The sequence below is a fragment of the Klebsiella sp. Sb-30 genome, from assembly GCF_057652795.1.
Genome location: NZ_CM172749.1, coordinates 5334561 through 5349347 on the forward strand (window position 1 = coordinate 5334561; position 14787 = coordinate 5349347).

General features: G+C 54.8%; 12 protein-coding genes. 4 read left to right on the forward strand and 8 right to left on the reverse strand.

All coding sequences use genetic code 11. The annotated features are described in order from the left end of the window. Positions 1 to 466: 466 nt before the first annotated feature. Complete coding sequence (locus AC236I_RS24925) at positions 467 to 1168, forward strand: FadR/GntR family transcriptional regulator (protein ID WP_004869256.1); 702 nt, start codon at positions 467 to 469, stop codon at positions 1166 to 1168. Positions 1169 to 1180: 12 nt separating this feature from the next. Continuing rightward, entirely contained in the window at positions 1181 to 2578 is a 1398-nt protein-coding gene (gene mdtD, locus AC236I_RS24930; protein WP_004869253.1) for a multidrug transporter subunit MdtD, read from the forward strand. Here mdtD and rbsR read toward each other — a convergent pair. From rbsR to kup, 7 genes are all read right to left on the reverse strand, one after another. Further along, on the reverse strand, positions 2575 to 3558 hold the full coding sequence (rbsR, locus tag AC236I_RS24935) for a ribose operon transcriptional repressor RbsR (RefSeq protein WP_004869251.1): 984 nt from the start codon (positions 3556 to 3558) through the stop codon (positions 2575 to 2577). The genes mdtD and rbsR overlap by 4 nt on opposite strands. A 12-nt stretch (positions 3559 to 3570) precedes the next feature. After that, complete coding sequence (gene rbsK, locus AC236I_RS24940; protein ID WP_004869249.1) at positions 3571 to 4500, reverse strand: ribokinase; 930 nt, start codon at positions 4498 to 4500, stop codon at positions 3571 to 3573. A 102-nt stretch (positions 4501 to 4602) separates the two neighbouring features. Then, positions 4603 to 5493 carry a ribose ABC transporter substrate-binding protein RbsB gene (rbsB, locus tag AC236I_RS24945; protein WP_004869247.1) on the reverse strand — a complete coding sequence of 297 codons (891 nt, stop codon included), beginning with the start codon at positions 5491 to 5493 and terminating at the stop codon, positions 4603 to 4605. A gap of 27 nt (positions 5494 to 5520) precedes the next feature. Further along, positions 5521 to 6486 carry a ribose ABC transporter permease gene (gene rbsC, locus AC236I_RS24950; protein WP_004869245.1) on the reverse strand — a complete coding sequence of 322 codons (966 nt, stop codon included), beginning with the start codon at positions 6484 to 6486 and terminating at the stop codon, positions 5521 to 5523. A 5-nt stretch (positions 6487 to 6491) separates the two neighbouring features. Continuing rightward, the gene (rbsA, locus tag AC236I_RS24955; protein ID WP_004869243.1) at positions 6492 to 7997 is read right to left on the reverse strand and encodes a ribose ABC transporter ATP-binding protein RbsA; all 1506 of its coding nucleotides are present in this window, start codon (positions 7995 to 7997) and stop codon (positions 6492 to 6494) included. Positions 7998 to 8007: 10 nt separating this feature from the next. Next, on the reverse strand, positions 8008 to 8427 hold the full coding sequence (gene rbsD, locus AC236I_RS24960; protein WP_088883545.1) for a D-ribose pyranase: 420 nt from the start codon (positions 8425 to 8427) through the stop codon (positions 8008 to 8010). Positions 8428 to 8612: 185 nt separating this feature from the next. Continuing rightward, the gene (gene kup / locus AC236I_RS24965; protein ID WP_004869240.1) at positions 8613 to 10481 is read right to left on the reverse strand and encodes a low affinity potassium transporter Kup; all 1869 of its coding nucleotides are present in this window, start codon (positions 10479 to 10481) and stop codon (positions 8613 to 8615) included. A 217-nt stretch (positions 10482 to 10698) separates the two neighbouring features. Here kup and ravA point away from each other — a divergent pair, with 217 nt between their 5' ends. Next, complete coding sequence (gene ravA / locus AC236I_RS24970) at positions 10699 to 12198, forward strand: ATPase RavA (RefSeq protein WP_004869239.1); 1500 nt, start codon at positions 10699 to 10701, stop codon at positions 12196 to 12198. Beyond that, on the forward strand, positions 12195 to 13643 hold the full coding sequence (gene viaA / locus AC236I_RS24975) for an ATPase RavA stimulator ViaA (RefSeq protein WP_004869237.1): 1449 nt from the start codon (positions 12195 to 12197) through the stop codon (positions 13641 to 13643). Before ravA ends, viaA begins: the two co-directional genes overlap by 4 nt. A gap of 17 nt (positions 13644 to 13660) precedes the next feature. On the opposite strand, the gene asnA is transcribed toward viaA, so the two are convergent. Then, on the reverse strand, positions 13661 to 14653 hold the full coding sequence (asnA, locus tag AC236I_RS24980) for an aspartate--ammonia ligase (protein WP_004869235.1): 993 nt from the start codon (positions 14651 to 14653) through the stop codon (positions 13661 to 13663). Between the last annotated feature and the right edge of the window lie 134 nt (positions 14654 to 14787).

Sequence of the window (14787 nt, forward strand, 5' to 3'; positions counted from 1 at the left end):
TCGTGAATTAAACTTCGTAATGAATTACGTGTTCACTCAGAGACTTGGTATTCATTTTTCGTCCGAGGACGTTAAGAATCCATGTCACTTTGAGTGCCCACACAGATTGTCTGATAAATTGTTAAAGAGCAGTGCGACGGCGCTGAGCGCTCTGTCGCGAGGTCCCGTATAATACGTTTTCCTCATTCAGAGTCAAGCATTTATTTTTGCTTTTCTCTGTTGGCGTTCATCGCTGAACCCCGCTAACCCGGCGGCCTGTAAGCCGTTGTTCCGTGTCAGTGGAGGCGCATTATAGGGAGTTCTGAGACGTTGACAAGCCCTGTTTTAAAAAAACTTTTCAACCGTCTCTTTTTTCACCAAATCAGCCCGTGACGTGGCAAAAAACCAGCGTTTTGCTGTTTTAACCAACGAAATAGTCCACCAGATGGCATACTGATACAGATAAAAAGAGAAAGGAACGGCATATATGTCTTTAAGCGCACAGCAACTGGCGGCACAAAAGAACATCTCCTGGGTATTAGCAGAGAAACTGGCTCAAAAAATCCTGACCGGCGAATACCCGCCGGAAAGTATTCTTCCAGGCGAAATGGAATTGGGGGAACAGTTTGGCGTGAGTCGCACCGCGGTACGCGAAGCGGTTAAGACGCTTACCGCCAAAGGGATGCTGTTGCCGCGCCCGCGTATCGGCACCCGAGTCATGCCACGCAGTAGCTGGAACTTCCTCGACAAGGAGCTGCTCTCATGGTGGTTAACGGAAGATAACTTTGAAGAGGTGGTGAGCCATTTCCTGGTTATGCGCAGTAGCCTGGAGCCTCAGGCCTGTTTTCTGGCAGCTACCTTCGGTAACGCGGAGCAAAAGGCCGAGCTCAATACCTTAATGGAAGAGATGGGCCAGTTAAAAAAACGCTTTCTGCGCGAACGCTGGATAGAAGTCGATATGGCCTGGCATGAGCACATCTATGAAATGAGCGGAAATCCGTTCCTGATCGCTTTCGCATCTCTGTTTCATTCGGTCTACCACACCTATTTCACCTCTATTACTCAGAACGAAGTGGTTAAGCTGGATCTCCACCAGGCCATTGTCGACGCTATCCAGGATAGCGATGGCCCGCGCGCGCTAAGCGCCTGCCAGACGTTATTGAGCGCACCAAACCATTCAGGCAAGTAACAAGGGTTCCGCATGAGCGAAAAAAAAGGGCGCAGTATGGCCGGACTGCCGTGGATTGCAGCCATGGCTTTTTTTATGCAGGCGCTGGATGCCACCATTCTCAACACCGCCCTTCCCGCCATTGCGCATAGCCTTAACCGTTCACCGCTGGCCATGCAGTCCGCCATCATCAGCTACACATTAACGGTCGCTATGCTTATCCCGGTCAGCGGCTGGTTAGCTGACCGCTTCGGCACCCGTAAGGTGTTTATCATTGCCGTCGGCCTGTTTACGCTCGGATCACTGGCCTGCGCCCTCTCCAGTTCATTAATGGAGCTGGTTATCTTTCGCGTGATTCAGGGGATAGGCGGCGCCATGATGATGCCGGTGGCGCGCCTGGCATTATTAAGAGCCTACCCGCGCAGCGAACTGCTCCCCGTACTGAACTTCGTCACTATGCCCGGCCTTGTTGGCCCTATTCTTGGGCCGGTGCTCGGCGGCGTGCTGGTTACCTGGGCCAGCTGGCACTGGATTTTCCTCATTAATATTCCTATCGGCATTATCGGGATACTTTACGCGCGCAAATATATGCCGGATTTCACCACCCCGCGCCGGCGTTTCGATACCACCGGTTTTCTGCTGTTTGGATTGAGCCTGGTACTGTTTTCCAGCGGCATCGAACTGTTTGGCGAGAAAATCGTCGCAACCTGGATAGCCCTTTCGGTCATTGCCCTCAGCGTCATCCTGCTGCTGGCCTATATCCGCCACGCACGCCGCCACCCGACTCCGCTGATCTCGCTTTCTTTATTTAAAACGCGCACCTTTTCGGTCGGTATTGCCGGTAATCTGGCGACGCGTCTGGGAACCGGCTGCGTGCCGTTTCTGATGCCCTTGATGTTGCAGGTCGGTTTTGGCTATCCGGCGATCGTCGCAGGCTGCATGATAGCCCCCACCGCCATCGGGTCGATTATCGCGAAATCGACCGTGACGCAGATTTTACGCTGGCTCGGCTATCGGAAAACCCTGGTCGGCGTCACCATTTTTATCGGACTGATGATTGCCCAGTTCTCATTCCAGTCTCCGGCAATGCCTGTCTGGATGCTCTTGCTACCGCTGTTTGTGCTGGGGATGGCGATGTCTACCCAGTTCACATCGATGAATACCATCACGCTGGCCGATTTGACCGATGATAACGCCAGCAGCGGCAATAGCCTGCTGGCCGTGACGCAGCAGCTATCCATTAGCCTCGGCGTCGCCATTAGCGCCGCAGTGCTACGTTTTTATGAAGGGTTCGACAGCGCCAGTACCGTTGAGCAGTTCCACTACACCTTTATTACAATGGGGGCGATTACCGTGGTTTCGGCGCTGACATTTATGCTGTTAAGAGCGAAAGACGGCCGCAACCTGATTAAGGAGCGGCACAAGCGTTAGACGGAGCCGCGAACGACCAGTTCCGGGGTGAGCTGAACGCGCTGCTGCTTCTGACCCGGGTCGGCCATGCGATGAATCAGCACATCGATGGCCAGTTCGCCCAGTTCATCTTTCGGCTGATGGATAGTGGTCAGCGGCGGCGTCATATAGCGCGCCAGTTCGATATCGTCATACCCCACCAGCGCCATATCCTGCGGAATTCGTAACCCGGCCTGATACAGCGATTGATAGGCTCCAACGGCCATCGCGTCGTTGCCGACGAACACCGCCTGCGGCCGCTCGGGTAAGGCGAGCAGCTTTTGCATAGCGCTAAATCCGCCGCCAAATTCGAAATCACTGGTAATGACATAACCTTCCATCACCGGAAGCCCGGCGCGCGCCATTGCCGCGTGATATCCCTCCAGGCGCAGGCGCGACGGCGTTTTATCCAGCGGCCCGGCAATGCAGGCCACGCGGGTATATCCTTTATCAATCAGATATTGGGTTGCCATATCGCCGCCCAGCAGCGAATTGTCCTGAATCAGATCGCTATCGCCGTCGAACGGCGCCCAGTCCATCATCACCGTAGGGACTGACGGGTAGCGCTGCATAATTTCCGGTGAAGGTTGATGCGTTTCGGTACACAGCAGCAGCAGACCGTCGACGCGTTTTTGCATCAGCGTCTCAAGATTGCGGTTCATACGCTGCTCATCGCCTTCGGTATTACACAGCACCAGACTATAACCACGCTCAAAACAGCTGCGCTCCACGCCGCGCACCAGTTCCGAATAAAACGGATTGGTACTGGCGGTGATCAGCATGCCAATGGTCCGGGTCTGGTTTAATTTGAGGCTACGCGCCAGCGCAGACGGCGCATAGTTAAGGTTTTTAATCGCCGCATCAACTTTGGCGGTAATCGCCTCGCTGACGAAGCGATCTTTATTAATGACGTGAGAAACTGTTGAAGTGGAAACGCCCGCTTCGCGGGCTACATCCTTCATGGTAGCCAAACGTTACCCCTGTTGACGTAAAAACTCGTCGATTTCTTCGCGCCATGGTACGGAAGGCTGTGCGCCTTTGCGGGTAACGGCAATCGCTGCCGCGGCATGGGCAAAACGGATCGCTTCGTCCAGCGCGGTTCCTTCCAGTAAGGCCGTCACAAAGGCGCCATTAAAGGTATCGCCAGCGGCAATGGTATCGACGGCCTGAACTTTAAAACCGGGAACCCGACGGCCTTGACCGTCATGGCTGACCCATACGCCCCGGCTGCCAAGCGTAATCATCACGATACCAATGCCTTTTTCATGCAGCACACGGGCAGCTTTAGCCGCATCGTCATCGTTTTCAACGCGGATGCCGGTCAGCTTCTCTGCTTCGGTTTCGTTAGGCGTAATAATATCTATCAGCGAAAGCAACTCATCTGGCAGGTCGCGCGCCGGTGCCGGGTTGAGCACAACGGTGGTCTGATGCTGATGGGCGATTTTTGCCGCCGCCAGCACGCTTTCCAGCGGTGACTCCAGCTGCATCAGCAGCGCCTGAGCACCCGCAATACGCGCTTTTTCCGCCTCAACCTGCTCGACAGAGAGCGCGGCGTTAGCTCCGGCATGAATACCGATGACATTCTCACCTTCGGCGTTAACAAAAATTAGCGCCACGCCGGTCGATTGAGCGTTGACCGCACGCACCGGCGCAACATCGATACGATCGCGCTCCAGCTGGCGGCGAACGCGTTCGCCGATATCGTCATCACCGGTACAGGCAATAAACGCAATATCCGCGCCGCTTCGCCCGGCGGCGACGGCCTGGTTAGCCCCTTTACCGCCGAAAGCCACCTGATAATGATGACCGGTGACGGTTTCGCCCGGCGTCGGGAAAGATTCAAGGTTAAGAATGTGATCGGCATTGATGCTGCCAAGGACGACAAGTTTGCCTGCGGTTTTCATTATTTCTGTTCCCGGGAAAGCGCGCCACCGGACTCCGGTGGCGCATGCCCTGCTTTTCTTTTTTATATTGTCCTTCGGATCGTTTCCGAGCCGAATCGCATATTACTGCTTAATGACCAGCTTCAGCTCAACCGGATAGCTGGCATCCACTTTCTCACCCTTCAGCACTTTATCAGCAGTCTCCACGCCTTTCACGCCGATCTGCTCTGGCAACTGAGCGATGGTCGCTGCCAGTTTGCCACTATTTACGGCTTTTTCGCCATCCGGAGTACCGTCAAATCCAACCACCATCACATCGGATTTGCCTGCCGTTTGTAATGCGCGCAGCGCACCCAGCGCCATTTCATCGTTCTGCGCAAACACCGCTTTCACATCAGGATGGGCGGTCAGCAGGTTCTGCATGACGTTCAGACCTTTGGTTCGGTCGAAGTCCGCCGGCTGGCTGGCCAGCACATTGAATTTGTGCGCGGCAACGGCCTGCTTAAAGCCCTCACCACGTTCACGAGCTGCGGAGGTCCCTGCAATACCCTGCAGTTCAATCACTTTCGCGCCTTCACCGGCTTTCTTCGCAATGTAGTCGCCGGCCATCTTACCGCCCAGCACGTTATCAGACGCGATATGGCTGACAACGTCGCCTTTCGAAGCCTGACGGTCGAGGGTAATCACCGGGATCTTCGCCTGGTTAGCCATCTTCACGGCGTTACCTACTGCATCAGAATCGGTAGGGTTAATCAGCAGCAGCTTCGCGCCACGTACCGTTAAATCCTGCACGTTCGCCAGCTCTTTCGCCGGGTTGTTCTGCGAATCCAGTACGACAAGGTTGTAACCCAGTTTGTCAGCTTCTTTCTGCGCCCCCTCTTTCAGAGAAACAAAGAACGGGTTATTCAGAGTAGAGATAACCAGGGCGATAGTGTCTTTGGCCATCGCGTTGGCGCTGACGGTTGCGCTGAGAGCCACAGCAGAGACCAGGGTCGCCAGTTTTTTCATATTCATAGTTAAGATGTCCTGTAGAGTTCTTAGTTACTGCTTTTTGTTGTCTACCAGCACCGCCAGCAAAATTACCACCGCTTTCACGATCATCTGGTAATAGGATGAAACGCCTAATAGATTCAAACCGTTGTTCAGGAAGCCAAGGATCAACGCACCAATCAAGGTACCGACAATACGGCCTTTACCACCCGCCAGACTGGTGCCGCCGAGCACGACCGCCGCGATAGCATCCAGTTCATAGCCGGTCCCCGCCGTCGGCTGCGCGGAAGAGAGACGCGCCACTTCGATAATCCCCGCCAGCGAAGCCAGCAGGCCGCATAACGAATAGACGATGATTTTTACTTTATTGACGCTGATGCCGGATAAGCGGGTTGCCGCCTCGTTACCGCCCAGCGCATAAATATAACGACCCAGCCGCGTATGGTGCAGCATGTACCAAGCCGCCAGAAAGACGATTGCCATAATCCACACCGGCGTCGGAACCCCTAACGGGCGCCCGATACCAAACCAGCCAAACAGGTCGGCGTTATCAGTAAACCCGGTGTTCACCGGACTACCGTTGGTGTAGACCATCGTCACCCCGCGCAGGAGCAACATCATCACCAGGGTAGCGATAAAGGCCTGAACACGCCCTTTCGCCACAATCACGCCGGTCACTGCGCCAATTGCCGCGCCTAAAGCAAGCGCCGCGGCAATCGCCACCAGCGCATTAACCTCCAGCCCCACAATCGATGCCGCAACCGCGCCGGTCAGCGCCAGCAGGGAGCCGACGGACAGGTCGATCCCCGAGGTCAGAATGACCAGCGTCATTCCGACGGCCATAATGGCGTTGACCGACGTCTGCTGCAGAATATTGAAGAGGTTATTAACGGTAAAAAAGTTGGGGCTCATGGTCGAAACAATCGCTATCAGCACCAGCAGGGCAATCAACGACTTTTGCTCCATCAGCCATGCTTTTGTGAAATAGCGGCGACCAGTAACAGCCTGGGTTGTCATCTTTTTTACTCCTGATTCACACGGTTAAGCTTGCCCACAGCGGCAGCCATCAATACTTCCTGGGTGGCCTGCTCGCGTGTGAACTCACCGCCGAGATGCCCTTCATGCATCACGATGATGCGATCGCTCATGCCCAGCACTTCCGGCATCTCCGAAGAGACCAGAATGATGCTCAGACCATCGGCTTTAAACTGGTTGATCAGCTGATAGATCTCTTTCTTCGCCCCCACGTCCACGCCGCGGGTCGGTTCATCAAGGATCAGCACCTTCGGCCGCGTCATCAGCCCGCGGGCGATGGCCACTTTTTGCTGGTTACCGCCGGAGAGCAGACCTATTGCCTGTTCCATTGACGGCGTTTTCACATTGAACAGGCGGATAAAATCGCTCACCGCCTGCTGCTCATCTTTGTGTTTCAGGCGGCCACCAGCATGGCTGAAATAGCGCAGTGCCGTTAACGACATGTTTTCTTTCACCGACATACCGAGCACTAAGCCATCGCGCTTGCGGTCTTCGGAAATATAGACAATCCCGTTTGCCAGACCATCCTGAGGGGAACGGGTCACCACTTCATGGCCGTCGAGCGTGACGGAACCGCTGGTGCGCGGCAGCGCGCCGTACAGCACCTTCATCAACTCCGTGCGTCCGGCCCCCATCAGCCCGGCGACGCCGAGAATTTCGCCCTGACGAAGGGAAAAGGTCACATTTTCAACGCCCGGTCCGCACAGATTGTCCACCTTCAGACGAACCGTACCGGGCGCTTTATCCAGGTGCGGGTACTGATCTTCCAGCTTGCGGCCAACCATCATTTCGATCAGCAGATCTTCATTCAGACTGGCTACCTCGCGCTCGGCGATAAACTGCCCGTCGCGAAAGACCGTCACATCATCGCAAATCTCGAAGATCTCTTTCATACGGTGAGAGATATAGACAATTCCGCGCCCCTGCGCTTTCAGCTCGCGGATGACGCGGAACAGAGATTCCGTTTCGGTATCGGTCAATGCGTCCGTTGGTTCATCCATAATGATGACCTTCGACTCAAAGCTCAGCACCTTGGCGATTTCAACCATCTGCTGATCGCCAATCGACAGATCGCCCACCAGCTTCTGGCTGTTAAAGCGTAAATTCAGCTTTGCCAGCAGTTTGTCGGCTTCGGCATACATTGTTTTCCAGTCGATTTTGCCAAACCGGTTCACGAACTCACGACCGAGGAAAATGTTTTCCGCGATCGTCAGCTGTGGGATCAGATTGAGTTCCTGGTGAATAATGCCGATACCGGCTTCCTGGGAGGATTTCGGTCCGTTGAAGGTGATCTCTTTGCCGAGCCACAACAGCGAGCCGGCATCGCGGGTATAGATCCCGGTCAGCACCTTCATCATGGTGGATTTGCCGGCGCCGTTTTCGCCGACCAGCGCCATCACGCGGCCAGCATAGACATTGAGCGAGGCGCCGGAGAGCGCCTTAACGCCAGGGAACGCTTTATCGATCCCTTTTAATTGCAATAAGGCTTCCATATCGGCGACCTCAGAACGTCACGCCGGCACAGAGAATAACGTTCGCATACGGGGAACACTCCCCGCTGCGAATCACCGCCTGACTATCTGCGGTTTGTTTTTTAAACTGCTCATGACTGGTGTAACGAATTTCAATGGTGTTTCCCTGGTGTTGCTGCAGCAGCTCAAGGTGAGTGAGCAACGTCGCATGGAGCTGCGGATTATGAGTTTTTATCTCTTCCGCCAGGATCGCCGCCTCAACCTGCATTTCCGCCGTCACCACCTCCAGAACCTGCATAAAGGAGGGAACGCCCTGGGTTAATGCCATATCGATGCGCGCGCTGCTGCGGGGAACCGGTAAACCGGCATCGCAGACCACCAGCGTATCGGTATGACCCAGGTGGGAGATAACCGAAGAAATATCAGCGTTAAGTACGGTGCCTTTTTTCATTTTTCTCTTTTGCTCCATTAGCGAAACGTTTCGCTGTCGCAAGTATTGTCAATACACGCGCGAAAAACCATCACCAGAAGAGAGAAATGTGATCGCCATCGAAACGTTTCGCAAACGCCGGGAAGGAAAAGTGAAGCGGGGCAAAAAACCAAAAAAAGCCCTTCACGTGGAAGGGCTTCAGAGCATCAGATTTCGACCTGGGTACCGAGTTCAATCACCCGGTTTGGCGGGATTTCAAACTGGTCCGGCGCCCTCAGGGCGTTACGCTGCAGCAGGAGGTACAGTTTTCCGCGCAAACGCAGATACCATGGCCGTTTGCCGATAATCAGCGATTCATGCGACATAAAGAAGGAGGTTTCCATCATCCGACAGCTCAGGCCTTCCAGCCCGCAGCGGTGGAACACCTCTTCCACGTTTGGCGTTTCGCGCCAGCCGTAGCTGGCCACCACGCGCCAGAACGACGGTGAGATTTGCTCAATCTGCACCCGGCGGACGTTATGCACATAAGGCGCATCTTCAGTACGCAGCGTCAGCAGAATCACGCGTTCATGCAGCACCTTGTTGTGCTTCAGGTTATGCAGCAGGGCAAACGGAATCACGTTCAGCGCACGGGACATATATACGGCAGTCCCCGGCACGCGAACCGGCGGTGATTTCTCCAGGGAAGAGATCATCGCTTCCAGAGAGTTACCGTGTTCATGCATCCGACGCAGCAGACGGAAACGCTCGCTTTTCCAGGTCGTCATCACGGTGAACATCACCAGACCCAGGGTTAACGGCAGCCAGCCGCCGGAAACAATCTTATCGAGGTTGGCCGAGAACAGCGGAAAATCAATGCTCATAAAGGCGATAAGGAGCAGCGCGACAACGAACTTATTCCAGCGCCAGTTTTTACGCGCGACCGTAGTGAAGAGAATCGTGGTCAACACCATGGTTCCCGTTACCGCGATCCCGTATGCCGCCGCCAGGTTCGAAGAGTGCTCGAAGTTGATAATCACGATCACCACCGAGACATACAGCAGCCAGTTGATGAACGGAATATAGATCTGTCCGGACTCCATTTCCGAGGTATGAATAATCCGCATCGGCGACAGATATCCCAGACGAACCGCCTGGCGAGTCAGCGAGAAGACGCCGGAAATTACCGCCTGCGAGGCGATAACCGTCGCCAGCGCCGCAATGATCAGCATCGGAATCAGCGCCCATTCAGGGGCCAGCAGGAAGAAGGGGTTTTTGATCGCCTCCGGGTGCTGCAACAGCAGCGCTCCCTGACCGAAGTAGTTCAGCACCAGCGAGGGCAGCACCACCGAGAACCAGGCCAGGCGAATCGGAAGTTTGCCAAAGTGCCCCATATCCGCATACAGCGCTTCAACACCGGTAATGGACAGCACCACCGCGCCCAGCGCAACAAAAGAGACGGTTTTATATTCAAGGAAGAAATGAACCGCCCAGTAAGGGTTTAGCGCCTGCAGCACTTCCGGGTTGGCGATAATGCTGCGCGCGCCCAGCACCGCCAGCAGCAGGAACCAAATCAGCATAATCGGCGCGAACAGCTTGCCGACCATACTGGTGCCGTGCTTCTGGATAGCAAACAGCAGCGTCAGCACGATAATGGAGATGGGGACAATCCAGGTATCCAGATTAGGGGCGATAATTTCCAGCCCTTCAATAGCCGACATCACCGAAATCGCTGGCGTAATCACCACTTCGCCATAGAAGAAGCTGCCGCCGATCAGGCCAAGAATAACCAGAACCGACGTCATTCGCGCGGACGTATTGCGGCCCGCCAGCGACATCAGCGTCAGGATCCCCCCTTCACCGGCGTTATCTGCGCGCATGACGAAGGTGATATATTTGAGTGATACGGTAAAGATCAATAGCCAGAATATTAGCGACAGAAAGCCAAAAACAGCATCACGTTCAACGCCAAACCCAAACTGACCAGACAGACATTCCCGAAGTGTATACAGCGGACTGGTACCGATATCTCCGTATACCACGCCGATAGCCGCCAGCGTTATTGCTGGCAACGATTGCTTATTATCAGTGCTCATAGACTAGTCTTTTCGTTTATAAAACAAATGTGTGCCTAGTCCCTTGGCCCACAAAAAGCGCACAGTATGCACGATTATTTGCTGAATCGTACCCCTAACGAACATCATATTAACCTGACTCAAAGAAAATAAATCGATTCTTCAGGCTATTACCATCCCTAATCAAACATCTATACTCGGATCAATAACGACACATGAAAAAGCACGCAACTCAATTATGGCTCAATCACATTTACTGGCAGAAAGAATTTCCCGGCTCAGCGCCTCCCTCGAAAAAGGTTTGTTCGAACGCAGTCACGCGATACGACTCTGCCTGCTTGCCGCACTCAGCGGCGAAAGCGTTTTTTTACTCGGTCCGCCGGGCATCGCTAAAAGCCTGATCGCCCGCCGCCTCAAATTTGCCTTTCAGCAAGCCCGCGCCTTTGAATACCTGATGACCCGCTTTTCCACTCCGGAAGAGGTTTTTGGTCCACTCTCCATCCAGGCGCTGAAGGATGAAGGACGCTACGAGCGCCTGACGACAGGCTACCTTCCGGAAGCCGAAATTGTCTTCCTCGATGAAATCTGGAAAGCCGGGCCGGCTATCCTCAACACCTTACTGACGGCAATCAACGAACGTCATTTCCGCAACGGGGCGAAAGAAGAAAAAATCCCCATGCGCCTGCTGGTGGCGGCCTCAAACGAATTACCGGAAGCGGACAGCAGCCTTGAAGCGCTGTACGACCGTATGCTCATCCGTTTATGGCTGGATAAGGTTCAGGATAAAACGAACTTCCGCTCGATGCTGATAAGCCAGCAGGATGAAAACAGCAACCCGGTCCCCGCCAGCCTGCAGGTCAGCGACGAAGAGTTCCGGCAGTGGCAGCAGGATATCAGCGCCGTGAAGCTTCCGGATAGTGTGTTTGAGCTTATCTTCCAGCTCCGCCAGCAGCTGGATACGTTACCGGGTTCGCCTTATGTCTCGGATCGGCGCTGGAAAAAGGCCATTCGTCTGCTGCAGGCCAGCGCCTTCTTCAGCGGCCGGGATACTATTGCTCCTATCGATCTGATTTTGCTGAAAGATTGTCTGTGGCACGATATCGAAAGCATGAATCTGATGTCACAGCAGCTGGAAACCTTGATGACCAGCCATGCCTGGCAACAGCAGGCAATGCTGACCAAACTGGGCGCCATAACCCAAAGACGCATCCAAATCCAACAGCAGCACAGCGACAAAACCGCGCTGAAGGTCACGCGCCTCGGCGGGATGTTCAGCCGTAAGCCGCATTATGAATTACCGTCTGAACTCAAAGATACCACGCTGACTCTGCTGCTCCAGCAGCCGCTTAAGCTGCACGATATGGAAGTGATTCATATTACCTTCGTCCGCGAAGAGCTTTCGCACTGGCTGGAAAAAGGCGGTGAAATCCGCGGCAAGCTTAACGGCATTGGTTTCGCCCAGCAGTTGAATATCGATGTCGATGCCAGCCAGCATCTGGTTGTGCGCGACGTCAGCCTGCAAGGATCCCGTCTTTCGTTGCCCGGCAGCGAATCGCAAGAAAACATGCCGGCAGAAATCCGCCAGCAGCTGGAAGCGCTGGATGACGAGTGGCACCAGCAACATAACCGCTTTAGCGAACAGCAAAAATGTCTGTTTATTCCCGGTGACTGGCTAGGACGTATTGAAGCCAGCCTGCAGGACGTCGGCACGCAGATTAAACAGGCGCGACAGCCATGACGCTGGATATGCTGAATGTCATGCTGGCAGTCAGCGAAGAGGGGATGATCGAGGAGATGCTGCTGGCGCTGCTGGCCTCTCCTCAGCTTGCCGTGTTCTTCGAAAAATTTCCGCGCCTGAAGAATATTATCGCCGCCGATATTCCACGCTGGCGGCAAGCCGTCAGAGCACGACTCAAAGAGACGCCGATCCCGCCGGAGCTGGATATTGAAGTACAGCACTATCAGCGATCGCAGCTGCTCTCCACCTCGCAGTTCATCGTGCAGCTCCCGCAGATCCTTGGCCAGCTGCATCAGCTGCACTCGCCGTTTGCAGCCCAGGCGCAGCTGCTGGTGGATGACAATGCGACCTTCACGCCCGCACTACATACCCTGTTTTTACAACGCTGGCGTCTGAGTCTGGTGGTGCAGGCAACCACACTCAACCAGCAGCTACTGGATGAAGAACGCGATCAGCTGCTGAGCGAAGTCCAGGAGAGGATGACGCTGAGCGGGCAGCTGGAGCCGGTGCTGGTGGAAAACGATAACGCCGCGGGCCGGCTGTGGGATATGAGCGCAGGTGAGCTGAAGCGCGGTGACTATCAGCTGATCGTTCGCTACGGTGACTTTCTCAGCCAGCAGCCGGAGCTGATGCAGCTGGCTGAACAGTTAGGCCGCTCGCGGGAAGCCAAATCGGTACCGAAAAAGGATGCGCCGATGGAAGCCTTTCGCAGCCTGGTGCGTGAGCCGGCAACGGTACCGGAACAGGTTGATGGCCTACAACAGAGCGACGATATCCTGCGCCTGCTGCCGCCGGAGCTGGCGACGCTGGGGATCACTGAACTGGAATTCGAGTTCTATCGCAAGCTGGTAGAAAAGCAGCTGCTGACCTATCGGCTACATGGCGACGCCTGGCGGGAAAAAATCACCGAGCGGCCGGTGACCCGACAAGATGTTGACGAGCAGCCGCGCGGACCGTTTATCGTCTGCGTCGATACTTCCGGCTCGATGGGCGGTTTCAACGAACAGTGCGCCAAGGCATTTTGCCTGGCATTAATGCGGGTGGCGCTGGCGGACAATCGCCGCTGCTTTATTATGCTTTTCTCCAGTGAAGTCGTGCATTACGAGCTGACGGGCCCGCAGGGTCTGGAGCAGGCGATCCGCTTCCTGAGCCAGCGTTTTCGCGGCGGTACGGATTTAGCCAGCTGTTTCCGTTCGATCATTGAGCGAATGCAAAATCCGCAGTGGGTCGATGCCGATGCGGTGGTGATTTCCGATTTTATTGCCCAGCGGCTGCCGGACGAGGTGATCAATAAGGTGGGGGAGCTACAGCGCAAGCATCATCATCGCTTTCATGCGGTGGCGATGTCTGTACATGGCAAACCCGGCATAATGCGCATCTTCGATCATATCTGGCGCTTTGATACCGGGTTACGTAGCCGCCTGCTGCGACGCTGGCGGCGTTAACGGATCTCTCCGGGCAATTAAAGGAGCGAAGTCACGCTCTCACGAACCTGCGCCGGCCATACTCCGCACTGCACCTGGCCGATATGATCCAGCTGCAGCAGCAGCATGGTAAGACGGGATTGACCAATGCCGCCGCCAATAGTCTGCGGCATTTCACCGCGCAGCAGCGCCTGGTGCCACTCCAGTTTCAGACGATCCTCATCACCGGTGATCGCCAGCTGGCGCTTCAGGGCCTCGGCATCCACGCGGATCCCCATAGAGGAGAGCTCGAAAGCGTCTTCCAGCACCGGGTTCCACACCAGAATATCGCCGTTCAGGCCGCTAAAGCCTTCCTCAACCGACGTACTCCAGTCATCATAATCCGGCGCACGAACGTCGTGACGCTGACCATCAGAAAGCTTACCGCCAATCCCTATCAGGAATACGGCTCCCAGCTCTTTGGCAATCGCCCGCTCGCGGCCTTTGGCATCGAGATCCGGATAACGGCTCAGCAGCGTCTGGCTATGGACAAACTGAATCTGTTCCGGCAGGAACGGCGTCAGGCCGAACTCTTTACATACGGCGGCCTCGGTCGCTTTGATCCCGGCGTAGATAGCCTCTACGGTTGATTTTAATGTGCCGACATGACGTTCATCATCACCCATCACGCGTTCCCAGTCCCACTGGTCGACGTAAACGGAGTGAATGGCGGTCAGTCGGTCTTCATCGGGGCGAAGGGCCTTCATGTGCGTGTACAGCCCTTCGCCCGCGCTGAAGTCGTGTTGTCCCAGGGTTTGACGTTTCCACTTCGCCAGTGAATGAACCACTTCGAACTGGGCGTCTGGCAGTGTTTTCACTTTCACCTGAACCGCTTTCTCGCAACCAGACAGGTTGTCCTGAGTCCCGTCTCCTACGCGGCTTAAGATAGGTGCCTGGACTTCAATCAGACCAAGCTTCTCTTCCAGCTGGCGGGAAAAGTGAGACTTAACGAAACTAATCTGGCGTTGTTTTGCGATGTATGCGGTTTTCATTTTTTATTACTCCTGCGTCCTGTTGATATTGATTAAGCAACAAAAACGACCACCAATTCAATAATCAAACAACAAAAAGCCATGTTCACTTTTGATTCATTAAAATATATGGCTAATATAGAAAGAATCATCAA